The following is a 24621-nucleotide window of genomic DNA, read 5'->3' on the forward strand; positions in this document are numbered from 1 at the left end:
TCCGGGCGCGTTACGCGGCGCCTCGATCCGGTGGTCGCGGTATGATGGAGCGCTGGTGAACTATCGCCTGCAGATAATGGTCAGCGCTCTCGACCGGCTGGCTGAGGGCCGCTCGGCCGGGCTGCGCCGGCGCCTCGATGCGCAGATTGCTTGGTGAGCGATAGGCCTGCTCGACATGCGCCTGCATCGCGCAGCCGATCCTCCCAAGGCGACCTTCTCGTAGCGCGGGTTGCATGCTGACATGCCCGCTCGTGCGTTCTCTACCGCGCGGCGATTACTGTCCGATCGACTAGGGATCGCGATGCTCGGGCATCGCCTTCAGCTGGTCCTTCGTCCAGTTCGTAACGGCGTGGACGTCGCCGTCCTCGTCGCGCATGAAGTCGAGGCCGCTGATCGGGACGCCGACCGGCTTGGCGCCGATGCCGAGGAAGCCGCCGACATCGATCACGATCTGGGCCGTCGGGCCGGATCCGTGGAGATGCGCGACCGTGCCGATCTTCTCGTCACCGGGGCCGTAGATCGTTGCATCCTCCAGGACGTCGGCACTCAATTCTTCGGCCGTCAGACGGACATGCTTGGTGTGGTCCATGATCCGCAATCCCTTTGCGTGGTTCAGGACCGGGATAACCCCGCCGGCCTGTCGTCGTTCCGGCAGAGAGAGGTTTTACCGCAACGCCCAGGGCGCTCGATCATTGACTCGGCACGTCCAGACAGACCGAGGAGAAACCCATGGCCAAGCAACCCCCCGTGCCACCCGCAAGCCGTTCGCCGAAGGGGCCGGGCGCCGAAGCCGCCGAGGGCGAGATCACGCGAGAAGAGGCCAAGCGCGCCAACCGCATCGACAATCCCAAGGAGCAGGGCGGTCCCGGCAACATCTCGCAGAACACCCACAATCAGGGCTACCAGCAGGACCGGTGATCCCATGAGCAGCAAGCATCCCAATTCCGACCGTATCGGCGGTCCGGGCGCGTCTCACGAGAATGCCAAGCATCCGGAGAAGTCGCAGCCGCGAGGCGAGCGTCCCGAGGACTCGCACAGCGACAAGCGTACCGGTATTTCCGGAGGTGGCGGCGAGCGCGATTCCCATCACACGCACGAGCCCCGGCTGAAGGGCGGGCGGGACTGAGAGGGCCACGCCGCGGCAAGCGACCTGTCTACGAGCAGGTCGCCGTCATGCTCGGCTGGTCGCTCATGACATGGGCCGTCTTGAGCCATTTCTCTGCCGGTGCGATCTCGCGAAATATGCGCATGGGTCGCTTGGCCGCCGCCAGGAACCCGAGCAGTCGCAGCAGCTCGGGGGTCTCGCTTTCCGGCACAACGAAGGCAAGAGGGCCCATCGTGCGTGCCGCATCGGCGGCACGAAGGATCGTGCCGATCGCATTCACATCTTCCCGATCGAGGACAAAACGGGCGGAGCGCGCATCGACGAGCTTGCGCCATTCGCTCGCTTTCGCGCCTTTGACCGTCGAGAGATAGGCCTCGACATCCCGCCGGAAGACGTCCCCTTCGGCAACGACGGTGACCAGCTTGAGCGTGGATTGCATTTTCCAGTCGAGGGGCATCCTCAAAAGTTATTACCCCAAGTTTTCGTTGTAAATTGGACCTTTTGTTGAGAGCGAGGCCGTTTGGTCTCGACCGTTTGGCTAGGGCAACCTTGATGTTGGAAGGACGTTTGGCGACCTGCTGCATCTAGGAGCAGTCGCTGACCATGAAAGTCACAAAATTCTCTCTAGCCGACGCAAAGCTCGAACGCTCGCCGGGGCAGGGCGCCGACATCTTCGCGGGCAACGTGATCGACCAGCGCCACGGCGGGCCGATCACGATCGGCTACGGTCGTTATGGGCCCAACCAGAGCCTCGACGAGACCATGGCTGTCGACGACGTTATGCTGGTCCTCGAAGGGCATCTATCCGTGACCAGCCGAGGCGTCACTGTGACGGCGGGGCCGGGCGAGATCGTCTACATGCCCAAGGGCGAAGCCGTCATCATCCGAGCGCACGAGAACGGCGCCGTCACCGCCTACGTCACCTATCCGCACTGGCAGGAGGCGCGCGCTTAGAGCGTGCGGCTTTCAGCAAAGCGGGAGCTTGGCGTGCTTGGGCTTGCCGGCGTGGGCCATGCCCTGCGGCGGATGCCCGGTCGAACCCGAGGCTTGGCGGGCCGCCTGCTTGGCGGCCTTGCGCTGCGCTACCTGTTCAGGGGTGAGCTGAGGGCGGGCCGTCGCCTGACGACAGGCGCGAGTGCCGGGCGTGCCCGGTTGCGAGTTGGTGCCCATGTTGGGCGCGGCGGGCGACGCGCCTTGCGTCGTATCCTGCGCCGTGTTGGGGATGCCCTCGTTGGCGGCCCATGCGGCCGTGCCCAATGCTGCGGTCGAAGAAGCGACTGCCAGCAAAGCGCACAGCATGTGAGTTCTCAGCGACACAAGTCCCTCCCGCAATGTCGAATGATGCCGCCATGTGACGCCGGATTGCGTCGTTTCGATGAGGAGCGATGGGCTTGTGTGAGGCAATGGCATGGGGTCGGTTCGGCGGGTGACCGTAGCCGGCAACTTCTCTTTCCGCGTCCCGTTCAATGCCTCGCATTCGGGAGGAGATTGCAGTTCATGAGCAGCCTGATAGACGCCATCAAGGTGTCGGCCGCCCTGCGCGGCCAGCAGAAGTATCGCGAAGCCATCGACCTGATCGAGAAAGCGTTGGCTGCGGCGCCGCCGGAAGACTTCGCCCGGCTCGACGCCAATCGCGAGGGCCTGCGCGCTGCAGAGGCGGCGGGCCTTCCCGCCGTCGCCAAGCGCTTCGCCGACGCGATCTCCATCAGGGAGACGGAAGGCGACGAGGAAGACGAGGCGTAGCCCCGTTCAATCGCCGGCCGGCGGCAGAGGAGCGAGTTCGCGGCGCATGACACGGATCTGTGCGAGCACGAGCATCAGGCTCAGCAGCGCCAGCACGCCGCCGCCGATCGCGACGGCATCATAGCCGAAGCCTGCGCGCAGCATCTCCGCCCCGAGGGCCGCGCCCAGCGCATTGCCGAGATTGAACGCGCCGATGTTCACCGAGGAAGCGAGCCCCCGGGCGCCGGTGGCCGCGCGCATCACCCGCATCTGCAGGGGCGGCACCACGGCAAAGGCGGCCGCACCCCACACCAGCAAGCCGAGCGCCACGCCCGGCGGACTGGCGACCAGCCAGGGGAAAGCGAACATCGAGGCCATCAGCAACAGCAGGGCGCCGATCAGCGCACCGTCGACCGAACGGTCGGCCAGCTTGCCGCCGACCGCATTGCCGATCGTGAAGCCGATGCCGATCAGCACCAGCATCGCGGTGATGAAACCCGGCGACGCCTTGGCAAGGGTCTCCAGCGACGGGCTGATGTAGGTGTACAGGGTGAACATCGCGCCGGCGCCCATCACCGTGGTCGTGAGTGCCATCAGCACGGACGGCCGGCCGATGACGCGCAGTTCGGCACGAATGTCGACACGCTGTCCCGCATCGCCCACCGGCAGCGCGAGCCGCAGCGAGACCATGGCAACCAGGCCCAGCACCGCGATGGCGGCAAACGACTCCCGCCATCCGATGGCCTGTCCCAGCCACGTCGCCGCGGGCACGCCGCCCACATTGGCGATCGTCAGGCCCATGAACATCGCCGCCACCGCACTTGCCTGCTTCTCGGGCGGCACCAGGCTTGCCGCGACAAGCGAACCCAGGCCGAAGAAGGCACCGTGGTTGAAGCTGGTGACGAGGCGCGAGGCGAGCAGGCTCTCATAGTCGGGCGCCACCGCCGACAGCAGGTTGCCGGCGGTGAAAATGGCCATCAGCACGATCAGGGCCCGGCGGCGCGGCCAGCGGGAGAGCAGCAATGTCATGACCGGGGCACCCACCATGACGCCGACCGCATAGGCCGAGACGAGCATCCCGGCGGTCGGGATCGACACGTCGACGCCCTGGGCGATGGTTGGCAACATGCCCATCGGGCCGAACTCGGTCGTTCCGATGCCGAAGGCGCCGATGGCGAGGGCGAGGAGGGGCCAGAAGGCGCTGGCGGGGGTGGCGGGCGTGGTCATGAAGGGCTTGCGGCTCCGATCGGGCGTTGGGAGCCTCCCATATTGCGTTCCCGCTTTTGCTCATAAGGGCCTGCGGATCGGAAATACTTTTGCTAAAAATGGGAAGATGAAATTCTCCCTGGAAGAGATCGAGGTCTTCCTCACCGTGGTCGACACCGGCTCGCTGACGGCCGCGGCGCTGCGGCTGGGGCAGCCTGTCTCCACCACCAGCCGTCTGCTGCGCCGGCTGGAGAAGGCGCTGCGCACGACGTTGCTGCGCCGCACGACGCGACGCCTCGACCTGACGGACGAAGGCTGCAGCTTCCTCGAGGATGCACGGGCCATCATGGCGTCGGTCCAGGCCGCCGAGGAGCGCCTGGCGCAGCGACATGGCCAACCCTCCGGACCACTCAGGATCGACGCCTCCACGCCGGTCATGCTGCATGTCCTGGCACCCTTGATGGACGGTTACCGACGGCGCTATCCGCTGGTCGAGCTGGAGCTGAGCAACAACGAGGGCTTCATCGACCTGCTGGAGCGGCGCATCGACCTCGCCATCCGGATCGGCCCGCTGAAGGACTCGACGCTGCACAGCCGGCTGCTGTGCCATTGCCGCCTGAGGCTCCTGGCGAGCCCGGCCTATATCAAGCGCCACGGCCAGCCCGCGACGGCGGCTGATCTTCGCGATCACGTGCTGCTGGGGTTCAGTCAACCCGACAGCCTGAACGCCTGGCCAGTGCGCCAGGGCAACGACAGGACCCTGCACATCCGGCCCGACATCGCGGCCAGCAGCGGCGAGGTCCTGCACCGGCTGGCCTTGAACGGACAAGGCATCGTGTGCCTGTCGGATTTCATGACCGTCGGCGAGCGGGCGCGTGGCGAGCTGGTGGAAGTCCTGGCGAACCAGAGCAACGGCACCACACAGGCGATGCATGCCGTCTATTACAAGAACTCTGCCGTCTCGCTGCGCGTCTCATCGTTCGTCGATCATCTGGTTGAAGCGGCCCGGACGTGGCCCTGGGCCGAGAAGCCCTCGCACAGGCGAGCTGGCTAGCACGTTCCTGCTGTCGACGATCGCGGTTTGGCGGTTGGCAATGTCACCCTTGCGCTTGGGATGCCGCTATGCAACCTGTGAAAGTTAACATATGATAATTATGCTACTTGGGGGTGTCGTCGCGACTTGACCGGGAAGAGGCTCGCGCATATCGACTCGTTCATCGCCGAGATCGATCGGACCGATGATCGCGACCAGATCCTGTCGATTCTCGAAAAGCACATCCAGGCGCTCGGCTTCGAACGCTTTGCCTACTGGGTTCTATGGCCGACCGAGGGGCCGCGACGGCCCTTCTGTCTCACGAACTATCCGGCGGAGTGGACGGCGCACTACACTCGGTCGGACTTCAAGAGCCACGATATCATCGCCAGCCGGTCGGCTGTTTCCTTGCGGCCTTTCCTATGGACCGAGCTGCCGCGCGATGCTCTGTCGAAGGCGCAGAAGCCCGTTTTCAGCGACGCGCTAGACTTCGGTCTGCGGGCGGGCGCCTGCATCCCCCTGCATGGACCGAAGAATGCACTGGCCACGCTGACCGTCTGCAACGACTGCCCGGACCGCGTCTTCGACCGGCTTTTTGTCGCACGCCGCCACGAACTTCATCTCATTGCCGCGTACCTCCACGAGAAGGTCGTCTCCCTGGGCATGGACCGGGGCGGAACGGACGGGACTGCGCCCATCGGACGACGCCTCACGCCTCGCGAGATCGATGTGCTGGCATGGTCGGCCAAGGGCAAGACACGCTGGGAAATCGGCGCAATCCTGCATGTCTCCGAGGACACGGTGAAGAAGCATCTCCTCAATGCCTGCCGCAAGCTGGGCGTTTCCAACAAGACGCAGGCGATCGCCGCGGCCGTTCTCCACGGGGTATTCGTTCCGTGAACCCCCGGCCGGCACCACGGGCAGGTACCCAAACGGGTAATACCGCGGCGGTCGTTCTTCTGACACGGTCTGTCTGGCGAAAGATCGCAAATCGCCCGGCCGTGTCCGACGGGACGTCGGCTGATGGAGGGGGGGCGGCGGGAGTGTTTGGGGCGCTCTCGCCGCGCCTCCTTCTCCCCGAACGTTCCCGGAGTTCTTCATCATGTCCCTCAGGCGATCTAATCCCGCCGGGCGGCGGTCGGCTGTCGTTGCCGGGTTGCTGGCCCTGATTCCGGCGTTGTCGCTGCCCCAAGCCGTCGGTGCGGAGATCGTTGCCAGCCTGCCCCTGCAACGCGGTTTCTATGTCAGCACGCAAGCCACTTGCGCGACGGCTTCCAACGCGACGCTCATGCTGGTGACGCGCACGGGAATGAACGTGTCGCGCGTCATCACCAGCTTCCGGAAAATCGACAAGGTCGGTCCGACGACCTTTGTGGTCACGGCCGTGTCCGAGGAGCTCGACGGCCGCCCAGGCCCATCCGTGACGCGGACCTACGAAGTCCCCAACGCGACGACATTCCGGGGCCGGGAAGGGAGCAGCACGTACGAGTACCGCTACTGCCCGCAGACCAGCCTGCCGGCGCCATGGCGCAACAACGATATCCGCGACATTATCCGATAGCGGCCGTCCCTAGGCCCGCGCCGGCAATGCGCCCTGCGACGCACGGATCTCGGCAACGGCCTGATCCCAGCTCGCGAGACGATCGGGGCCGGCAGGATGGGTGTCGAGCATGCCGGTGTCGCGACGCCCCGAGGCGCGGGCCAGGGTGACCAGCATGCCGCGCGCCTTGTCGAGATCGACATTCGAGCGATAGAGGATCACCGCCGCGAGATAATCGGCTTCGCGCTCCTGCTCCTTGGAGAAGGAGATGCGGCCGATCGCGCCGCCGGCTCTGGCACCGGTGTCCATCGCCGAGCGCGTCAGCTGGCCGACATAAGGGCTGCGATAGGAGGCGGCGGCACCGGCCGCCCCTAGGAGGATGGCGCCGATCAGCGCGCCCGTCGTCTGGTTGCGCTGGCTCGTGGCGATGTGATCGGCCGCCTGGTGGCCGATCTCGTGCGCGAACACGAGGCAGACCTCCTCCTCGTTGCCGGCATATTCGACGACGCCGCGGTTGATGAAGATCAGGCCGTTGGCGCCGGCGCCGGCATTCATCGAGCGGTTCGCCGATGCCATGAACCGCCAGTTGCACACGCCGACGTTCATCTCGCGGCACATCTGGTCGGCCGGCGGCCGGATGCGGGCGAGGGCGGAGCGCATGATCTCTTCCGCCTGTTCGTCCGTCAGCATGCGGCGCGCCGGCGGCCCGCCGGCACCCTGCACCTCGCTCTGTGCCAGGCTGAGATGGCTGTCGCTGACCTGCGGAAGCTGATGAACCGCCCCGGCACAGCCGCACAGCGCGCAGGCGCCCCCAAGCGCCAGAAACGATCGTCTTTTCATGGCCTCCCCCAAGCGCAACCCTACGGTTGCATCGCACCGGATCGACGCTACCCAGAGCTATGCGGGGGAGTCAATATCTCCGGTACGCTCGACGCAGGCCGCCCTGTCACACGTGGCGCAGGAGAAGGACGACGAGGCCGGCGAAGGTGACGTCCAGGGCTATTTCGAGAAGAAATTCGTTCACCGGGCGCCCTCATGATGATTCCCTGCACTTTTGCACAAAATGTGCAGTTGTGAAATCTCCATTCAGTGTCACCTCCATTGCCGAGGAGTGAAACGGCGCCGCGGCTTCGTGTTTCCCGACCCGGCGCGGCTGTTATCTTGCCGCGCAGGATGAAGGTGTGAGGAAACATGGACTTCCAGGAACTGGTGCACAGCCGCCGCAGCGTGCGGGGATTCGCGGACAGGGCGGTACCCAAGTCCGTAATTCAGGAGATCATCGAGGACGCCAAGCGCGCGCCCTCGTCGATGAACAGCCAGCCCTGGCACGTCCATGTGCTGACCGGCGCGCCGCTCGACGAGGTGCGGCGGCGCAACATGGAGGAGATGGCGGCGGGCAGGCCCTCGAAGCGGGATATCTTCACCCACGGCCCCTACGAAGGCGCCCATCGCCAGCGCCAGGTCGACATCGCCAAGCAGCTCTTCGCCGCCATGGGCATCGCGCGCGACGACAAGGCGATGCGCCAGGACTGGGTGATGCGCGGCTTCCGCCAGTTCGACGCGCCGGTCTCGCTGGTGCTGACCTACGACCGCGTGCTCGATCCCGGCGCCACCTGCCATTTCGATCTCGGCGCGCTGTGTTACGGCATCGTGCTGGCCGCCTGGGACCGCGGCATCGGCGCCGTGGTGAACGGGCAGGGCATCTCGCGCTCCGACATCGTGCGCGAGGTCGCGAGCATCCCCGACGACGAGGCCATCATGACCTGCGTCGCGCTGGGCTATCCCGACGACAGCTTCGCCGCCAACGCCGTGAAGTCCGAGCGCACGCCGGCCGAGGAGTTCGTGAAGTATGTCGGGTTCGACTGAAGGGGTGGCATAATGCTGCTCGCGCTGGCCCTGTTCGCCATTTCGGTCGTCTACGCCACGGTCGGCCAGGCCGGCGGGACGGGCTTTCTTGCGGTCATGGCCGTGGGCGGCGTTCCGGTCGACCAGCTTCGACCGACGGCGCTCGCCATGAACGTCGTTGCCGCGTCCTATACGAGCTGGCGGCTCAACGCGGCCGGCCTGATCGATTGGCGCCGGTTGATGGCCCTGGCCGGTCCCGCGCTCCCCGCCGCGTTCGTCGGTGGGTTGATCGCCCTGCCTTCGGGACTCTACGTGTCCGTGACGGGCGTTCTGCTGCTTGCGACGGCCGTTCTGATGGTCGCCCGGCCTGCGACGGCCATCCTGCCGGGTGTCGCGGCTTCCCGGTTGGGCCTGGCAGGCATTGGCGTGGTGGCCGGCTTTCTCTCCGGCCTCTCCGGCATCGGCGGCGGCGTCTTCATCGCGCCCGCGCTGATCGTGCTCGGCTGGGCCCGGCCCAAGGAAGCTGCCGGCCTGTCGGCGCCGTTCATCCTCGGCAATTCGTTGACGGGTCTTGCGGGCACTCTCCTTGCCGGTCAGCAATTCGCGCCGGAGCTTCCGCTCTTCGCCTGTGTCGCCCTGCTGGGCGCGGCTGTCGGCACCACCGCGATCCTTGTCATCTCCGAGCGTGTGGTGCGCCTCGTCCTGGCGGCCGTCGTCGGCGTTGCCGGCGTACGTCTCATGACAAAGTGAGCGAGCTTCGCGGCTGGTCAGGTCTCGCGGTGCCCAGCGCCTCGATGATGCGGCAGTCGGCGATGGTGCCGCGGCGGCACTGGCCGATCATGTCCTGCAACTCCGACTGCAGCCTCTTCAGGTCGGCGATCTTGTCCTCGACCTCCTTCAGGTGCTGGTTGGCGATCCGGTCGACCTCGTCGCACGAGCAGGCGCGATCGTCGGAGAGGCGCAGCAACGCACGCACCTGGTCGAGCGAGAAGCCCAGCGCGCGCGAGCGGCGGATGAAGCGCAGCCGCGCCAGATGCGAGGGAAGGTAGGCGCGGTAGTTGCCTCCGGTCCGCTCCGGCGGTGACAGCAGGCCGATGCGCTCGTAGTAGCGGATCGTCTCGGCCTTGGTCTCGGTGGCGGCTGCGAGCTTGCCGATCGTGAAACTGTCCATCCCGGCTTGACCCTCTAGTAACTACAACCTCTACGTTGGGCCTGTCGCAAACGTCAAGGTGCGTCATGGCCTGCTGTCAGTCGGCGGAATGCTCGAGCTCGCAAAGCCTCAACAGCCCGCGCTGGCGGCTCGCGCTCTGGATCGCGCTCGCGATCAATGCCTCGTTCTTCCTGGTCGAGATCGTCGCCGGTGCGGCGGCCGGCTCGGTGTCGCTGCAGGCCGACGCGCTCGATTTCCTGGGCGATGCCGCCAATTACGGCGTGAGCCTCGGCGTGGCAGGGATGGCGCTCGCCTGGCGGGCGCGCGCTTCGCTGCTGAAGGGCGCGACGCTCGGCGTCTTCGGCGTGTGGATCCTGGGCGTCACGCTCTACAACGTCTTCGCCGGCCGCGTGCCCGACGCGCATACGATGGGCGTCGTCGGCTTCTTTGCGCTGCTGGCCAACCTGTTCGTGGCGGTGATGCTCTACCGTTTCCGGGAAGGCGACAGCAACATGCGCTCCGTCTGGATCTGCAGCCGCAACGACGCGATCGGCAACGTCGCCGTCATGCTGGCAGCCCTGGGCGTGTTCGGCAGCGGCACCGGCTGGCCCGATCTCGCGGTCGGCTCGATCATGGCGCTGCTCTCCCTCTCGGGTGCGTGGCAGATCTGCCGGCACGCTTTGTCGGAACTCCGCGAACCGTTGCTTCGGGAATCCACGGCGCGGCCCGCCGTCCCGGCCGAATGAGCCCTGACGGGCCTGACAGTCCCGGGCCGATCGCCTATCCTCGGAGCGTGAGCGCCTTGTTCTCCCGCATCGTTCCGGCCTTCGTCCTTTTCGCGGCGCTGGCCTGGATCGTCCTGCCGGCCGCGGTCTTCGCGTCACCGCGGGCCGCGCCTGTCGAGGGTGAAGCGTGCCCCTGCTGCGACGGGCCCGCCACGGTCGGACCGATCATGGCATGCCCCGGTTGCCAGGCCGCCACCCCGGCCGAGGACGGCCTGCCGATTCCCGACCGGACTTTCTCAGTGGCCTGGATCGAGACAATCGGCACCCACGCCACCGGTCTCGATCCGGCGCCTGCCGAGCCGCCGCCGCGATAAGCAATCTCCGTAACGCGTCTCTTTTCAATCAACGGAGAAACCACATGTTGCGTACGATTCTTTCCACGCTCGTCCTGTTGTTCGCCTTTGGAGCGGCGGCGCATGCGGCACAGCCTTGCTGTGACGAAGGCAGCCCCTGCTGCGAGGAGGCGAGCCCCTGCTGCGACGAGTAGCACCCTGACGGGTACGAGCTGAGAGGCGCCCGCCCCTTCATCGGGGCGGGCGTTTTCAGTTCCGGCGATCGCCGGCGAGATCGGCGGGTCTCAGCATCAGGAATATGCCGAGCGCGAACAGCATCAGCAGGCCGACCACGCCGAAAGCCAGCCCCCAGGCCATCGGCGACATGCCGCCGGCGAGGTCGAGCGTCCAGCCGACGACCAGTGGACCGACGAACCCGCCCGCGTAGCCAAGGGTCGAATGCACCGCGAGCGTGGCGCCACGGCGAGCGGGATCGGCATTGCCTGCCGCGCCTGCCGTCACCGACGAGGAGTCGAGCCACACGACCATGCCGTAGGCGATCAGCAGCACCACGGCGAGCCAGTAGTGGGTCGAGCCGGCGAAACCCACGACGGCGGCGAAGGCGATGGACAGGATCATCGCCGTCGCGACGAGGCGGCGGCGACCGAAGCGGATCGAGGCTTCGTTGCCGGCGATGCTGGCCAGGGTGCCGAGCAGCGCCAGCACGGTGACGACGAGGGCGGGGGAGAGCGTCTCGTCGCTGAGCCCGGTGTGCGCGGCGACGAAGGCGAGGAACGCGACGCCCCATCCGCGCAGTGCGCTCATCTCCAGCGTGTGGACGCAGTAGACGACCGAATAGGCGAAGGACGAGGTGTTGCGGATCACCGGCCGGAAGTCGAACAGGCCGCCGCCCTGGGCGGGCTTGCGCGGTGGTGGTCGGTGTGTCGGCACGACCGCCGCCACCATCGTCCAGGCGATGGCCGCCGTCACGGCGGAGAAGACGAAGGCCGAGCGCCAGCCGAATTGATCCGCGAGCACGTCGCCCAGCAGGAACGAGACGGCGCCGGAAATGCCGATACTCGCCGCGTGTCCGGTGACGGCGCGCGACATCAGCTTCGGGCTCACCTGGTCGGCCAGCAGCTTCAGTCCCGTCATGTAGGTGCCGGCCCAGCCCAGCCCCGCCAGCGCGCGCGTGGCGAAGGCCGACCAGAATCCGTCCGCCGTCAGCCCGAACAGGAGATGACCCGCCACGGTGCAGGCGACGCCGAACAGGTAGACCTTCTTGGCGTCGATCCGGTCGGTGAGCGTCACCAGCACCGGCACCGAGACCATGTAGGCGCCGAAGAAGATCGCGGTGATCCAGCCGGCCTCGCTGTTGTTCAGGCTCCAGCGCTGCATCATCTGCGGCAGCAGTGCCGGCCAGAAGCCGGCGCCGATCTGCACGAAGATCTGCGCCGCGCAGACGATGGCGACGAGGCGCGTGCCCCTGGAGGTATCAGTCGGCGGAGCTTGCATGGGGAGCGGGTAACCGGATCATCAAGAGGGCGAGGAACGCTACGACACAAAGCGCGGAGGAAATGAACAACACGCCGGCACCGAGCCGGTCGATCAGCAAAGCGAACAGCAGCGGTGCTCCGGCCGACAGGAAGCGCGAAGGGGCGCCCAGCAGGCCGAGGCGATAGCCGTAGTTCTTCGGCCCGTAGAGTGCGAGCGGCACCGTGCCGCGCGCGATGGTGAGAACGCCATTGCCCATGCCATGCAGCACCGCGAAGGCGCTCGCGGCAACGCCGCCGCCGAAGGTCAGCAGAACTGCGGCGCCGGCCGGATGCGTTGTGGTCGCGAGACGGCCGGAGACCAGGGGATGCAGGTGCCGCAGCGGCCCTGCCTCGAGCATGCGCGCCGCCACCTGGGCCGGTCCGATGAGCGCGCCCGCCGCGATGGCCTGCGTGGGGCTGGCCCCTGCCGCTTCCATGATGCGCGGGAAGTGCGCGGCCATACCGGCGGTGACGACCCATGCCAGGGCGAAGGCGATTCCCAACAGCACCATCGTGCGATCGAACGGCACCGGCTCGTCCGCCGCCTTGATGGTGGCCGCGAGATCGGTTGGACGTGGCAGCAGCAGGTAGTTGCACGGCAGGCCGATCACGATGTGCCCGGCGGCCCACATCAGGCATGTCTCGCGCCATCCGATTTCGGCGGCGCCCCACGCGGTCAGCGGCCAGGCTACGGTGCTGGCAAAGCCCGCGAGGAGCGTGATTCCGGTGATCGCACCGCGCGCGTCCTTCCCGTAGAGACGGCCCAGCGCGCCGAAGGCGGCATCGTACAGGCCAAGGCCCATGCCGACGCCCATCAGCATCCACGCCATGCCGAACGGCAGGAACGAATGAGATTGCGACAGCAGCACGAGTGCCGCCGCGAACAGCAGGTTCGACGCCGAGAGGACGCCATTACCGCCCGCCCGGTCGATCATCCGGCCGACCTTCGGGCCGATTACGGCGGAGATGATCAGCGAAGCGGAGAAGGTGCCGAAGAAGAGGTTGGTCGAGATGCCGATGTCTCGTGCCATCTCGTCCGCCAGCACCGCCGGCAGATAGTAGGTCGATCCCCAAGCCAGTGTCTGCGCCGTCCCCAGGACGAGGATTGTCGCGAGGCGACGGCGATCCATCATGAAGCCTTGGGAGTGCAGCAGCTTGTCGCGGCGGCTGGCTGCGCCGGCGCACAGCAGCTCGACGCGGTCTCGGCTGGCGAAGCCGACGGTGCGGGGCCGTTGCAGACGCCGGTCTCCGGCAATACCAGTTCGACCTTGCGCGCGGCCTCGTGGTCGCCCGCGATCTCGGCGGCGATCGAGCGGACCTGCTCGTAACCCGTCATCATCAGGAAGGTCGGCGCGCGGCCGTAGGACTTCATGCCGGCGAAGTAGAAGCCGGCTTCGGGCTGGCTCAGTTCACGCGCGCCGTGGGGGCGCACGCTGCCGCAACTATGCTCGTTGGGATCGATCAGCGGCGCCAGGACCGGCGGGCATTCCAGCGCCGGATCGAGTGAAAGCCGCAGCTCGCGCAGGAAATCGAGGTCGGGGCGGAAGCCGGTGGCGACCACCAGTTCGTCGACCGTCACGGCGCGCGCGCAGCAGGCCGAACCCGTTGCCACCCGCAGGCGATCACCATCGGATCCGATATGACCGATCGCGAAGCCGGTCTCGCTGCGAATGGTGCCGCCGGTGACGAGGGCGGCAAACCTGGAACCGAGCGCGCCGCGCACCTTGAGCTGGTCGCCCGAGCCGCCGCCGAAGGACTTGGCGGGATCGGTCGAGCGCAACAACCAGACGATCTCGGTCGCCGGTGCTTCCTCCTTGAGACGGGCGAGGTCGATCAAGGTGCCGATGGCCGAATGGCCGCCGCCGAGGACCGCGACCGTGCGCCCTGCATAGCGCGCGCGGTCACGACCCAGAACGTCGGGCATGCCGTAGGCGATGCGATCCTTTGCGTCGATCTCGCCGACGGCTTGCAATCCGTTCGCGCCGGCAGGATTGGGCGAGAACCAGGTGCCGCTCGCATCGATGACGGCATCGGCGATCAGCTTCTCCGCTCCTTTGCCATTCTCGTAACGGACCTCGAACGGCGCGGCCTCGCGGCCCTTCGTCTTCACCTTGTCGAAGCCGACACGGCCGATGGCGGTTACGCGACTGCTCGTGCGGATGCGATCCCTCAGAGGCGTGCGCGTTGCCAGCGGTTCGAGATACTGCTCCACCAGCTCGGCGCCCGTCGGATAGTGGTCGGGTTGCGGCCGGTTCCAGCCCGCGCTCGTCAGTAGCCGGTCGGCCGCCTTGTCGATGTTGAACTCCCATGGCGAGAAGGTCTGCACATGGCTCCATTGGCGCACTGCATGGCCAACCGTCGGACCGGCTTCGATCACGACCGGCTCCAGCCCGCGCTCAAGCAGGTGCGCGGCGGCGGCGAGGCCGACGGGACCGGCGCCGATCACGGCGACCGTCTTGGGCTTGATCAGGGAGTCGGGCATGGAGGTCTTCCTATCCTTCTAGAACCTTAGAAATTCGGGATAAAAATTTTTGCGGGCGGATCAGGCGACGCGCGGGACCGCGACGGGTGGGCAGGTGCCCTCGGCGCAGCATTCCTCGGCCATGAAGCCCAGAAGCTCGCGCATCACCTCATAGTTGGCGTGGCAGACCAGGGTCGCACCTTCCCGGACCTGCGTGACGAGCCCGACGATCACCAGCGACTTGATGTGATGAGACAGGGTCGACGCCGCGGCATCCAGCTTGGCTTGCAGGCGGCCGACCGACATTCCTTCGGTGCCGGCGCGCACCAGGGTGCGGTAGATTTTCAATCTCGTGGGGTTGCCTAAGGCTTCGAGCCGGGCAGCGGCATCGTCGAGCTTCATGGCGCTAACGTAGGCTCTCGATCCGGAGAGTCAACTATATTTCTAGAATCTTAGAAATGACTTCAGGTCGCCTGGGCGCGGGTCCGTCCGGCTGCTCCCGGCAGCAGGAAGGTGATGACCCAGCACGCCAGCAGCAGCGCGGCGGAGCCGAGCAGGCAGAAGGTCATGCCGCCCCACTGATAGAAGAGTCCCGAGAGCAGCGTGCCGCCCAAACGGCCACAGGCATTTGCCGCGTAGTAGAAGCCGACATCTTCGGCGGCCTTCTCCGAACCGGCATAGGCCAGGATCAGGTAGGAGTGCAGCGACGAGTTGACGGCGAACGGCAGGGCGAACACCGAAAGTCCCGCGACGACGATCCAATCCGGACGCACGCCGAATTTGCCGGTCAGGAGAATAGCGATCGCGACCGGCACGGCGAGCAGGATGCCTGCCCAGACGCGCGCGCCCGGCACTTCGCGACTGAGCCCGTCGGTGCTGCGCGGCACGAGCGTCGGCGCGCCAGCCTGCAGGCCGCCATAGGCGATGGTCCAGGCGGCGAGGAACGTGCCCACCTCCACGAACCGCCAGCCCGAGGCGTAGAGAAACACCGGCAGGCCGACGACGAACCAGACGTCGCGCGCGCCGAACATGAAGACGCGCGCCGCCGCGAGGAGATTGACGCCGGCCGACTTGGCGAACAGCTCGCGCATCGATTTCGAGGCCTTCGCCTTGCCGAGTTGGCGCGGCAACAACATCAGTCCGGCGACGAGGATGATTCCTATCAGCGCGGCCATCATCCACAATGCCGGCCTGAAGCCGATCACATCGAGCAGCAAGCCGCCGACGAAGAAGCCGATGCCCTTCATCGCGTTCTTCGAACCGGTGAACCAGGCCACCCACTTGAAGAGTTGACCGGCGCCGTCGGCCGCCGTGGCTTTAATGGCCGATTTCGAGGCCGTCTTGGTGAAATCCTTCGCCAACCCCGCGATGCCCTGGGCCGCGACCACCCATGCAACGGACGCGGCGGCGGTCCACGAGGGATCGAGGGCCGACAGCATGAACAGGCCGGCGATCTGCAGTGCCTGACCTGCGACCAGCATGCGCGGTATGCCGAAACGCGTCGCCAGCCAGCCGCCCGCGAGGTTTGCCACGATGCCGGCGAACTCGTAGAGCAGGAACAGGAAGGCGAGCGTGAACGGCGAGTAGCCGAGCCTGAAGAAGTGCAGCAGCACGAGCATACGCAGCGCGCCGTCGACCAGAGTGAAGCCCCAGTACGACGCCGTGACGATCAGGTAATCGCGCGCCGACGTGCCCATCATGCGACTGCGTCGATCACCATTCGGGCGAGATCGACCATGCGGCAGACATAGCCCACCTCATTGTCATACCAAGCATAGACCTTGAGCAACGTGCCGTCGGTCACCATCGTGCTGGGTGCATCGACGATCGAGCTGCGTGTGTCGTTGGCGTAGTCCGCCGAAACGAGCGGGCGTGTCTCGTAGCCGAGGATTCCGGCCAGCGATCCCTTGGCGGCCACCTGGAAAAGTTCGTTAACCTCGGCTTCCGTGGTCGAGCGCTTCAGTTCGAAGACGCAGTCGGTGAGGCTCGCGTTGAGGATCGGCGCACGCACGGCATGGCCGTTCAGCTTGCCCTTGAGCTCAGGGTAGATGACCGTGATCGCGGTGGCGCTGCCGGTCGTTGTCGGCTGCAGCGAGAGCATGGCCGAGCGCGCGCGCCGCAGGTCCTTGTGCGGCGCATCGACGACGACGTTGGTGTTGGTCGGTGCATGGACCGTCGTGATCTGGCCGTGCCGGATGCCGATGGACTCGTGCACGACCTTGACCACGGGCGCGAGGCAGTTGGTGGTGCAGGAGGCCGCCGTGAGCAGGTGATGACGGGCCGGATCGTAGAGGCCGTCGTTGACACCTACGACGACGTTCAGCGCCCGATCGTCCTTGACGGGTGCTGCGACGATGACCTTCTTCACGCCGCGATCGAAATAGTCCTGCAACTGCTCCGGCTTCAGGAACTTGCCGGTGCATTCCAGGACGATGTCGCAGCCGAGGTCGCCCCAGGCGACATCCCCGGGCGAGGCGGCGGCGCTGAAGCCGAGATAGGTGCCCCCGACCACGATGCCGCGCTCGCCGTCGACTTCGAACGAGGTGTGCCAGCGGCCGTGCATGCTGTCGAACTCGAGAAGATGCGCCGTGGCTCCGGCGCCTCCCTTGATCTCGTTGAGATGCACGATTTCCAGGCGATTGTCCCGTCGCGGATCGTCGCCGGGGCGATGCATGCCGCCGAACGCCGCCCTGAGGGCGAGGCGTCCCATGCGGCCCATGCCGTTGATGCCGACCTTCATCGTAGCCTCCGCCCGCTTACGCCGGGGCCTTGGCGGAGTCGCCGATCTCGCCGAGGCGCTTCTTGAGCGCCATGCGATCGAGGGACGCGTAGGGAAGGTTGATGAAGATCTCCAGGCGCCGGCGAATCATGCCGTACAGCTCGTTGATCATCGTGGCGCGCTCGACATCCGAGCCCATGAACTTGGCGGGATCGGGCAGCGGCCACGCGCCCGTCACCGACCGCTCGCCGAAGTCGGGGCAATGCTGGCCCTGCAGGATGTCGCAGAGCGTGATGACGAAATCCATGCGCGGCGCATTGGGACCGGTGAACTCGTCCCACGACTTGCAGCGCAAACCCTCGACGTCGTGACCGAGCGTCTTGAGCTTTGCCAGCACCTCCGGCATCGGCCGGCCCGCCGGATCGGAGCCCGCCGAGTAGGCGTTGAACTTCCCCTTGCCGAGCTGTTCGAGGATCGCCTCGGCCATCAGCGAGCGGGCGGAATTGTGCGTGCACAGAAACAGGACGTTGAAGGCGGGAGTCATGTGAACCTCGGGTTGATCCTCGGGGAGGAGTCGCGCCAGGTCGCCACAGAGGTCCGGTCGTCCGCCACAGCACGTCTCCGTCAGGTAGCTGAAGAGCGCGCGCAAACCGGCAAAGCGCACCGCATAGATGATGTGGCGGCCCTGCCGGGTGGACTGGACGAGACCGGCTTGCTCCAGGGCAGCCAGATGGAAAGACAGCGTCGATGGGACTTGCCCCAGCGCGCTGGCGAGTTCGCCGGCCGCCATGCCGGACGCCCCCTTGCTTGCCAGAAGCCGCATCAAATTGAGGCGGGTCTCTTGCGAAAGGGCAGCAAATCCGGCAGCTACGTCCGATGATTCCATAGTTCTCGAATAGTCCAATTATATGACGTGCGTATTACCCGTCCGGCCGGCAGGTGTCGACGGGCAAATCAGCGGATCGGGGAGCGGGAGACGGCAAAATGTCCCTTTTTGAGCGTTACCTGACTCTCTGGGTCGCGGCCTGCATCGTCGTGGGCATCGCGCTAGGGCACTTCTTCCCCGCCGTCTTTCACGCGGTGGGCGCGGCCGAAGTCGCCCACGTGAACCTGCCGGTGGCGGCCCTGATCTGGCTGATGATCATTCCGATGCTCATCAAGGTCGACTTCGCCGCCATCGTCGAGGTGCGCCGGCACTGGCGCGGGATCGGGGTGACGCTGTTCATCAACTGGGTGGTGAAACCCTTTTCGATGGCAGCACTCGGCTGGCTGTTCATCGGTTACCTGTTCAGGCCGTGGCTGCCGGCCGACCAGATCGACAGCTACATCGCCGGCCTGATCCTGCTGGCGGCAGCGCCTTGCACCGCGATGGTGTTCGTGTGGAGCAATCTCTCCGATGGCGAGCCCGACTTCACGCTGACGCAGGTGGCGTTGAACGACGCGATCATGCTCTTCGCCTTCGCGCCGATCGTCGGGTTGCTGCTCGGCCTGTCGGCCATCGTGGTGCCCTGGCAGACGCTGCTGCTGTCGGTCGCCCTCTACATCCTCGTGCCGGTGGTATTGGCGCAATTCATACGCCGCGCGGCGCTCGCGCAGGGCGGCCGGGAAGGCCTCGCGCGTCTTCTGGCGCGCCTGCAGCCGGCCTCGCTCGTCGCCTTGTTGGCGACACTTGTACTGCTGTTCGGCTTCCAGGGTGAGCAGATCATCGCGGAGCCGCTGATCATCGCACTGTTGGCTGTGCCGATCCTGATACAGGTCTACTTCAATTCCGGCCTAGCCTATCTCCTGAACCGAGCCGCCGGCGAGCAGCATTGCGTCGCTGCGCCTTCCGCGCTGATCGGTGCCAGCAACTTCTTCGAACTCGCGGTGGCGGCGGCGATCAGCATCTTTGGATTCTCTTCCGGTGCAGCGCTGGCCACCGTCGTCGGCGTCCTCATCGAGGTGCCGGTCATGCTGTCGGTCGTGAAGATCGTTAACGTAAGCAAGGGTTGGTACGAGAAAGGTGCGTCGATCTCTCGTCGTCCCTAGAGATCGTCTCGCAGCACAACCGAAACAAACGAAATATACGAAACAAACGAAACGGACAGGCCCTCCCCCGCCTGGGAGCGATTCTCAGGGGTTGCGGAGGCCTGGCGCTCGAACCCGTCGCTCTCAGCCGCGCCCCATCGCATAGAACTCGGCGTTCGGGCGCATGCTGGTGACGTTGGCCATGCGGTTCGACAGGCCGAAGAAGGACGCGATGGCGGCGATGTCCCAGGCATCCTCCTCGTCGAAGCCGTGTGCCTTCAGCGTCTCGATGTCGGCGTCGCCGACGAGATGCGCGGACTGGCTCACCAGTACGGCGAAGTCGAGCATCGCCTTCTGGCGCGGCGAGATGTCGGCCTTGCGGTAGTTGATCGCGACCTGGTCGGCGATCAGCGGGTCCTTGGCGCGGATGCGCAGGATCGCACCATGGGCGATCACGCAATACTGGCACTGGTTGAGGTTCGAGGTCGCCACCACGATCATCTCGCGCTCGGCCTTGCTGAGGTTGCCCGGCTTGTCCATCAGCGCGTCGTGATAGGCGAAGAAGGCGCGGAACTCGTCGGGCCGATGCGCCAGCACGAGGAAGACGTTGGGAATGAAGCCCGACTTCTCTTGCACCTTCTCGATACGCTCGCGGATGTCGGCCGGCATGTCGGCGAGGGCAGGGACCGGGAAGCGGCTGACCGGAAGTTCTTTGGCGGATGTGTCGGCAGACATTGGCGGCGTGCTCCCGGAAACGTTCGAGTTGGTTGACGCCAACCTACAGCGTCTCAGGTCTCGTCGTCTTCCTCGCCGCTGTCGTGCCAATCGACGATGCGGACCATGCGTCCGTCCTTGTCGAACGCGATCCTGAGGCTGTCATAGTCGGTGCCGTCCGGCGTGTCCTTGAGGTACTGCCAGTGAGCGACCGTGGTGCCGTTGCCATGGCCCCTTACGCGAACGGCCTTGCCGAACTGGCGCACGACGTCGGTGTAGGTCGTCTTGCCGGGTGTGAGCTTTTCGACCGATTCGGCGGTGATGGGCTGGCCGATCGAGCGGGCGCAGGCGCCGAGCGCCAGCGCGCAGACAATCGCCGTGAGGCCCCAACGGGCCGGCTTGAGCCGTTCCAGTACCAGCCGCATGCTACACCTCACCACGCTACGCCATGCATACCGACTGAAGACAACATGGATGTGGCGATTTCTGGGCATGGGGACGTCGGGGAGAAAGGTCAGATCGTGGGGAGGCTGGTTGGGATGCTTATGGTCCTTCTGGTGGGACTTGTCGGATTGGGCCTGTACACGGCACCGGGATGGATGGCGGCCCAGATCGCCGCCGTGTTCGGGATGCCCTCGGCGGACGACCGGGCTTTCGTGCCCCGGCTGAAGACGGTCGTGATGGATGCCCTGGTCAAATCCGGCGCTCGCTGCAACGGCATCCACAGGATGGAGACGGTGCGGCAGGACGGGTATGACGCCCTGCTGACGGCCGTCTGCATGAACGACGCTTCCTACGAGGTTCGTTTCAGGCCGACGGGCGAGATCACCTTCCGGCCGCTCCGGTAGCGGCACGCCTGCCCAACGAGGGTGACTTCGGATAGAACCGACGCATGGCGCTTTCCGACGATGGCTTTCCTCGCCCTGCGCGGTGGGGACTGGCCGCGAAGCTGTTCGCGATCCTCATCCTCCTGGGGGCGGTCGCCGTCCTGGTGACCGGTGTGCTGGGCTACATGCATGCGCGCGACGCCTTGCAGGAGTCGATCTACAACCAGCTCACGGCGATCCGGAAGGCCAAGGCCCGCCAGGTCGAGGTCTATTTCCGTACGATCCGCAACGAACTGGGCCAGCTCGCGGCCTCGAAGATGGTCATCGAGGCGACGCGCGATTTCCGTGCGGCCATGGACGAACTCGATCGGTCTCCCGACATGCCCGCCGACCTCCGCCAGAAGGTCGGGGAATGGTACCGGGTACAGTTCCTGCCGGAAATGCAGCGCGTGCTCGGTCGCGAGCCCAGCATCAATGCTTATCTGCCGGTCGGCTTCGCATCCTACTATCTCCAGGATCACTATATCGTCGATAATCCCAATGCCGCGGCGCGCCGCAAACTGCTCGACGATGCCGGCGACGGCAGCACCTACAGCCGGCGGCACGCGCTGTATCATCCCCTGCTGCGCAGCTCGGCCCAGGCATTCGGTTTCTTCGACCTGATGCTGGCCGATCCGAAGTCCGGCCGCCTGATCTACACGGTCGAGAAGGAAGTGGATTTTGCCGCGTCGCTCCGCAGCGGCTCGTACCGGAACTCCAATGTCGCCGCCGCCGTCGCGCACTGCGCCGCCGCGACCGACCGCTCCACCGTCTGCTTCGAGGATTTCGCCGCCTATGCTCCTTCGGGTGGCGCGCCCATCGCCTTCATGGCCGCCCCCGTCCTCGACAAGGGCGAGGTGATCGGCGTTCTGGTCGCCCAGCTGTCGATCGAGGAGATCGACAACGCCGTGACCAGCGACCGGCGCTGGCGGCAGGATGGGCTGGGGGCAACCGGCGAGGCCTATCTGGTGGGGCCCGACCAGTTCCTGCGGTCGGGTGCGCGCGGCTTCTACGAGGATCGAGATCGATACTATGCCGACCTGAAGCTGGGCGGCGAAACCGACGAGAACATCGCCGCCATCCGCCGCTATGGCACGCCGGTGCTGCACCAGCATGTCGCGACCGGTGCGGCACGGCGCGCGCTGGACGGCACGGAGGGGGTCGGCGAGATCGTCGGCTATCGCGGCGTTCCGACGCTCGCCTCCTGGGGACCGGTCGCCATCCCCGGCGTCAAATGGGCGCTGGTCGCCAAGGTCGACGCCGACGAGGCCTTCGCGCCGATCTACAAGCTGCAACGTAACCTGATGATCGTCGGCGCCCTGACGCTGCTGGCGGTGATGCTGACCGGCGCCTGGCTGGCGCGCTCGCTGCTCGGCCCGCTGCACGAGCTGACCGCCGGGGTGACGCGCTTCGCCGCCGGCGACTATGGCGCCCGGGTCGCCGTGCGCACGCGCGACGAGATCGGCAGGCTGTGCGCGGCCTTCAACCTCATGGTCGACGAATTGCGCGGCAAGAACGCCATCATCGAGACCAAGAACCGCGAGAACGAGGAACTTCTGCTCAACGTGCTGCCGGCGCCGATCGCCAACCGGCTGCGCGGCGGCGAGCAGCGTATCGCCGATGGCTTCGCCGAGGTCACGGTGGCCTTCGCCGACATCGTGGGCTTCACGGCGCTCTCGTCGGCGATGCCGCCGGCCGAGGTCGTCACGCTCCTGAACGGCCTCTTCACGCGCTTCGACGAGGCAGCACACGAACTCGGCATCGAGAAGATCAAGACCGTGGGCGACGCCTACATGGCGGTATGCGGCCTGCCGGTCCAGGTGCCCGACCATGCCGAGCGGATGGTGCGCATGGCGATCCGCATGGTCCACATCGCGCGCGAGCATGCGATGGAGCACCATGTGTCGATGAAGCTGCGCGTCGGCGTCAACAGCGGGCCGGTGGTCGCGGGCGTCATCGGCAAGAGCAAGTACATCTACGACCTGTGGGGCGACACCGTGAACCTGGCGAGCCGCATGGAGTCCGGCGGCGTCCCCGACGGCGTCCAGGTGACGCGCGCCGTCTACGAAAAACTGAAGGACGAGTTCGCCTTCGAACCGCGCGGCACGATCGAGGTCAAGGGGAAGGGGAACGTCGAAGCCTGGCTGCTGAGACTGTAGCAGGACGGGAATGCGGATGAGCGAGACCGACCGTTACATCAAGGCCTGGGGCGATCGCCGGGCGCGCCTCTTCCTGCTGTCGGTGATGATCGTCGGCTTCTGCCTGTGCGTGCGGTCGAGCCCGTGGATCGCGGGCTTCTGCTTCGTCGGCGCCATGATCGGTGCCTACGGCTACTACGAATTCCGCTGCCCGCGCTGCCACGAACGCTTCCTGCCGTTTCCGCGGGATCAGATCTGGTTCGACCGGGGCCGGTGCCAGAATTGCGACCTCGAGAAGAACGCTCTTCCGCTGGACGTCGAAGGAGGTCCGGGATGAGCGGATTACCGGCCGTCTCGCTGGCGGTGACGCTCTTCCTGTCACTGGCATTGCCCGGCCCGTTCCAGGGTCTGCGCGCCCAGGACGCGCCGGATGATTCCTACAATGTCGTCACGCGCCCTGGATCGGCCCTGCTGGAGTTGCGCAATGGGTCTATGGACCCCGTATGGTGTGACGCCGAGACCGTCGCGATGGTGCGGTGGAGCGACGACGGCAAGCGATGGATCGAATACCACACGCTGGGCTCGGCGACGGTCAGGACGGAAAAGCTCGAAGACGGAGGACTCGTTGCCTGCAGCCGCGGAGGCGCCGAGTGGGTCGAGGCCCGGGGCGGGACCGATACAGGCACCGGCCAGTTCTTCCTGGTCAGGGCCTCGGATCGCCACGAGGTCGAGCTGGCTGCCTGGGGTCGCCTCATATCTGCCGACCATTCGCTGCGGAATTTTGTTTTCGAGAGCGACGTCCAGATAGGAAGTGCGCCGACCTTTGAGCTCGTGACCGTCGAGAATGGCGGGCAAGGCGATTCCTGGCGGGCCCGGAGGGCGACGATCCCGGTTTCGCAATATGCCGCCGTTCAGACCGTTGCGATTTCAGGTGACGGCAGGAATTTGGCCTATGTGACGCGTCAGAGGTATCACTCGGGCGTCCGGCGCGAGGGCGTCCTCCTCGAACTCGTGTTGTCGCGGACGGGCCAGTCGCAGACGCGTCGCCTCCGGATGGAGGATCTCATCGACGAGGAAACGCAACTGGAGAGCCTGTTCTTCGCGGGCGATCAGCTGGTGATCGCCGGGACGTCGACCGCGGGCAAATTGATCGTCGCGGTCTGCCCGGCCGACGCCGCTCAATCCACGGCATGCCAGGAACAATCGACAGGACTCGATGGAACCGCTTTCGAAATCGCCAGCCTCGGCCCGAACGGCCTGCCAATCGTTGCCAGCCGTTTCGGCAGGATCGAACCGGCCGGCCGCGCCTGTTTGTTCGAGCTTTCGGGAGCCAACAAGGACGTCGCGCCGTCCGCCTGCCGGCTGGCCGTGCCGCCGGAGCCGACTTACGGGCCGGGCCCGGAACCGTTTTATTCGATTGCCCCGGATCGCCGGCATGTCGCTGTCCTTAAGCGATATCGCTGGCCCCGGGACACCTGGGTGGTCGTGCCTCTGTCCGAATTCCAGAACAAGTGAGGCATTCT

32 protein-coding genes are annotated in these 24621 nt (G+C 66.2%); 17 read left to right on the forward strand and 15 right to left on the reverse strand.

Going from position 1 to position 24621, the window contains the following annotated elements:
- Positions 1-289: 289 nt before the first annotated feature.
- Complete coding sequence (locus AC1ROX_RS09845; protein ID WP_493124888.1) at positions 290-589, reverse strand: PRC-barrel domain containing protein; 300 nt, start codon at positions 587-589, stop codon at positions 290-292.
- 140 nt (positions 590-729) lie between these two features.
- Here AC1ROX_RS09845 and AC1ROX_RS09850 point away from each other — a divergent pair, with 140 nt between their 5' ends.
- Together AC1ROX_RS09850 and AC1ROX_RS09855 are read left to right on the forward strand one after the other, a co-directional pair.
- Positions 730-918, forward strand: coding sequence for a hypothetical protein (locus AC1ROX_RS09850; RefSeq protein ID WP_493124890.1), 189 nt, complete (start codon positions 730-732; stop codon positions 916-918).
- A 4-nt stretch (positions 919-922) separates the two neighbouring features.
- Positions 923-1126, forward strand: coding sequence for a hypothetical protein (locus tag AC1ROX_RS09855; protein WP_493124891.1), 204 nt, complete (start codon positions 923-925; stop codon positions 1124-1126).
- A 28-nt stretch (positions 1127-1154) separates the two neighbouring features.
- Here the strand turns inward: AC1ROX_RS09855 and AC1ROX_RS09860 are convergent, their stop codons facing one another.
- Positions 1155-1562 (reverse strand): hypothetical protein, encoded by a 408-nt coding sequence (locus AC1ROX_RS09860; RefSeq protein ID WP_493124893.1) that lies wholly within the window; start codon positions 1560-1562, stop codon positions 1155-1157.
- 146 nt (positions 1563-1708) lie between these two features.
- On the opposite strand from AC1ROX_RS09860, the gene AC1ROX_RS09865 reads away from it, so the two are divergent.
- Positions 1709-2059, forward strand: a complete 351-nt coding sequence (locus AC1ROX_RS09865) for an ethanolamine utilization protein (protein WP_493124895.1) — start codon at positions 1709-1711, stop codon at positions 2057-2059.
- A 12-nt stretch (positions 2060-2071) separates the two neighbouring features.
- Here AC1ROX_RS09865 and AC1ROX_RS09870 read toward each other — a convergent pair whose 3' ends face one another.
- Positions 2072-2422: a hypothetical protein gene (locus AC1ROX_RS09870; protein WP_493124897.1), complete on the reverse strand. Its 351-nt coding sequence runs from the start codon at positions 2420-2422 to the stop codon at positions 2072-2074.
- A 180-nt stretch (positions 2423-2602) separates the two neighbouring features.
- Between AC1ROX_RS09870 and AC1ROX_RS09875 the strand changes: the two genes are divergently transcribed.
- On the forward strand, positions 2603-2848 hold the full coding sequence (locus AC1ROX_RS09875; protein WP_493124899.1) for a hypothetical protein: 246 nt from the start codon (positions 2603-2605) through the stop codon (positions 2846-2848).
- A 6-nt stretch (positions 2849-2854) separates the two neighbouring features.
- Here AC1ROX_RS09875 and AC1ROX_RS09880 read toward each other — a convergent pair whose 3' ends face one another.
- On the reverse strand, positions 2855-4054 hold the full coding sequence (locus AC1ROX_RS09880) for an MFS transporter (protein WP_493124901.1): 1200 nt from the start codon (positions 4052-4054) through the stop codon (positions 2855-2857).
- A 106-nt stretch (positions 4055-4160) separates the two neighbouring features.
- On the opposite strand from AC1ROX_RS09880, the gene AC1ROX_RS09885 reads away from it, so the two are divergent.
- The 3 genes from AC1ROX_RS09885 (at position 4161) to AC1ROX_RS09895 (ending at position 6627) form a co-directional block, all read left to right on the forward strand.
- A complete protein-coding gene (locus AC1ROX_RS09885; RefSeq protein WP_493124903.1) occupies positions 4161-5087 on the forward strand; it encodes a LysR substrate-binding domain-containing protein in 927 nt (308 codons plus the stop codon).
- 126 nt (positions 5088-5213) lie between these two features.
- Positions 5214-5966 (forward strand): helix-turn-helix transcriptional regulator, encoded by a 753-nt coding sequence (locus tag AC1ROX_RS09890; protein ID WP_493124905.1) that lies wholly within the window; start codon positions 5214-5216, stop codon positions 5964-5966.
- 202 nt (positions 5967-6168) lie between these two features.
- Entirely contained in the window at positions 6169-6627 is a 459-nt protein-coding gene (locus tag AC1ROX_RS09895; protein WP_493124907.1) for a hypothetical protein, read from the forward strand.
- Between the two features lie 9 nt (positions 6628-6636).
- Here AC1ROX_RS09895 and AC1ROX_RS09900 read toward each other — a convergent pair whose 3' ends face one another.
- The gene (locus tag AC1ROX_RS09900; protein ID WP_493124909.1) at positions 6637-7446 is read right to left on the reverse strand and encodes a M48 family metallopeptidase; all 810 of its coding nucleotides are present in this window, start codon (positions 7444-7446) and stop codon (positions 6637-6639) included.
- Here AC1ROX_RS09900 and AC1ROX_RS09905 point away from each other — a divergent pair.
- The 3 genes from AC1ROX_RS09905 to AC1ROX_RS09915 all read left to right on the forward strand — a co-directional run bounded on the left by AC1ROX_RS09905 (position 7445) and on the right by AC1ROX_RS09915 (position 9201).
- Positions 7445-7645 carry a hypothetical protein gene (locus AC1ROX_RS09905; protein ID WP_493124911.1) on the forward strand — a complete coding sequence of 67 codons (201 nt, stop codon included), beginning with the start codon at positions 7445-7447 and terminating at the stop codon, positions 7643-7645. The genes AC1ROX_RS09900 and AC1ROX_RS09905 overlap by 2 nt on opposite strands.
- 152 nt (positions 7646-7797) lie before the next feature.
- Complete coding sequence (locus tag AC1ROX_RS09910) at positions 7798-8472, forward strand: nitroreductase (protein ID WP_493124913.1); 675 nt, start codon at positions 7798-7800, stop codon at positions 8470-8472.
- Positions 8473-8484: 12 nt separating this feature from the next.
- The gene (locus AC1ROX_RS09915) at positions 8485-9201 is read left to right on the forward strand and encodes a TSUP family transporter (protein WP_493124915.1); all 717 of its coding nucleotides are present in this window, start codon (positions 8485-8487) and stop codon (positions 9199-9201) included.
- Here AC1ROX_RS09915 and AC1ROX_RS09920 read toward each other — a convergent pair.
- On the reverse strand, positions 9188-9622 hold the full coding sequence (locus AC1ROX_RS09920; RefSeq protein ID WP_493124917.1) for a MerR family transcriptional regulator: 435 nt from the start codon (positions 9620-9622) through the stop codon (positions 9188-9190). The genes AC1ROX_RS09915 and AC1ROX_RS09920 overlap by 14 nt on opposite strands.
- A 65-nt stretch (positions 9623-9687) precedes the next feature.
- Between AC1ROX_RS09920 and AC1ROX_RS09925 the strand changes: the two genes are divergently transcribed.
- Together AC1ROX_RS09925 and AC1ROX_RS09930 are read left to right on the forward strand one after the other, a co-directional pair.
- On the forward strand, positions 9688-10347 hold the full coding sequence (locus tag AC1ROX_RS09925; protein WP_493124919.1) for a cation efflux transmembrane domain-containing protein: 660 nt from the start codon (positions 9688-9690) through the stop codon (positions 10345-10347).
- A gap of 56 nt (positions 10348-10403) precedes the next feature.
- Positions 10404-10700 (forward strand): hypothetical protein, encoded by a 297-nt coding sequence (locus tag AC1ROX_RS09930; RefSeq protein ID WP_493124921.1) that lies wholly within the window; start codon positions 10404-10406, stop codon positions 10698-10700.
- A gap of 228 nt (positions 10701-10928) precedes the next feature.
- On the opposite strand, the gene AC1ROX_RS09935 is transcribed toward AC1ROX_RS09930, so the two are convergent.
- From AC1ROX_RS09935 to AC1ROX_RS09965, 7 genes are all read right to left on the reverse strand, one after another.
- Positions 10929-12173, reverse strand: a complete 1245-nt coding sequence (locus tag AC1ROX_RS09935) for an MFS transporter (RefSeq protein ID WP_493124923.1) — start codon at positions 12171-12173, stop codon at positions 10929-10931.
- On the reverse strand, positions 12154-13323 hold the full coding sequence (locus AC1ROX_RS09940; RefSeq protein ID WP_493125333.1) for an MFS transporter: 1170 nt from the start codon (positions 13321-13323) through the stop codon (positions 12154-12156). The genes AC1ROX_RS09935 and AC1ROX_RS09940 overlap by 20 nt, the downstream gene beginning before the upstream one ends.
- Positions 13323-14675: an FAD-dependent oxidoreductase gene (locus AC1ROX_RS09945; RefSeq protein ID WP_493124925.1), complete on the reverse strand. Its 1353-nt coding sequence runs from the start codon at positions 14673-14675 to the stop codon at positions 13323-13325. Before AC1ROX_RS09945 ends, AC1ROX_RS09940 begins: the two co-directional genes overlap by 1 nt.
- A gap of 60 nt (positions 14676-14735) precedes the next feature.
- Complete coding sequence (locus AC1ROX_RS09950) at positions 14736-15056, reverse strand: ArsR/SmtB family transcription factor (RefSeq protein WP_493124927.1); 321 nt, start codon at positions 15054-15056, stop codon at positions 14736-14738.
- Positions 15057-15118: 62 nt separating this feature from the next.
- Complete coding sequence (arsJ, locus tag AC1ROX_RS09955; protein WP_493124929.1) at positions 15119-16354, reverse strand: organoarsenical effux MFS transporter ArsJ; 1236 nt, start codon at positions 16352-16354, stop codon at positions 15119-15121.
- Complete coding sequence (locus AC1ROX_RS09960; RefSeq protein WP_493124931.1) at positions 16351-17394, reverse strand: ArsJ-associated glyceraldehyde-3-phosphate dehydrogenase; 1044 nt, start codon at positions 17392-17394, stop codon at positions 16351-16353. Before AC1ROX_RS09960 ends, arsJ begins: the two co-directional genes overlap by 4 nt.
- 16 nt (positions 17395-17410) lie before the next feature.
- Positions 17411-18259, reverse strand: a complete 849-nt coding sequence (locus AC1ROX_RS09965) for a metalloregulator ArsR/SmtB family transcription factor (protein WP_493124933.1) — start codon at positions 18257-18259, stop codon at positions 17411-17413.
- Positions 18260-18357: 98 nt separating this feature from the next.
- Here AC1ROX_RS09965 and arsB point away from each other — a divergent pair, with 98 nt between their 5' ends.
- Positions 18358-19401, forward strand: a complete 1044-nt coding sequence (arsB, locus tag AC1ROX_RS09970) for an ACR3 family arsenite efflux transporter (protein WP_493124935.1) — start codon at positions 18358-18360, stop codon at positions 19399-19401.
- 123 nt (positions 19402-19524) lie between these two features.
- Here the strand turns inward: arsB and AC1ROX_RS09975 are convergent, their stop codons facing one another.
- Positions 19525-20115 (reverse strand): peroxidase-related enzyme, encoded by a 591-nt coding sequence (locus AC1ROX_RS09975; RefSeq protein ID WP_493124937.1) that lies wholly within the window; start codon positions 20113-20115, stop codon positions 19525-19527.
- Positions 20116-20168: 53 nt separating this feature from the next.
- Complete coding sequence (locus AC1ROX_RS09980) at positions 20169-20519, reverse strand: hypothetical protein (protein WP_493124939.1); 351 nt, start codon at positions 20517-20519, stop codon at positions 20169-20171.
- 114 nt (positions 20520-20633) lie between these two features.
- On the opposite strand from AC1ROX_RS09980, the gene AC1ROX_RS09985 reads away from it, so the two are divergent.
- The 4 genes from AC1ROX_RS09985 to AC1ROX_RS10000 are packed head-to-tail and all read left to right on the forward strand — an operon-like array spanning position 20634 to position 24613.
- Positions 20634-20942, forward strand: coding sequence for a hypothetical protein (locus tag AC1ROX_RS09985; protein ID WP_493124941.1), 309 nt, complete (start codon positions 20634-20636; stop codon positions 20940-20942).
- 44 nt (positions 20943-20986) lie between these two features.
- A complete protein-coding gene (locus tag AC1ROX_RS09990; RefSeq protein WP_493124943.1) occupies positions 20987-23119 on the forward strand; it encodes an adenylate/guanylate cyclase domain-containing protein in 2133 nt (710 codons plus the stop codon).
- A gap of 16 nt (positions 23120-23135) precedes the next feature.
- Positions 23136-23435, forward strand: coding sequence for a hypothetical protein (locus tag AC1ROX_RS09995; protein ID WP_493124944.1), 300 nt, complete (start codon positions 23136-23138; stop codon positions 23433-23435).
- On the forward strand, positions 23432-24613 hold the full coding sequence (locus tag AC1ROX_RS10000; protein ID WP_493124946.1) for a hypothetical protein: 1182 nt from the start codon (positions 23432-23434) through the stop codon (positions 24611-24613). The genes AC1ROX_RS09995 and AC1ROX_RS10000 overlap by 4 nt, the downstream gene beginning before the upstream one ends.
- Positions 24614-24621: the final 8 nt, after the last annotated feature.

This window comes from Reyranella sp. GW821-FHT14A01, assembly GCF_058803965.1.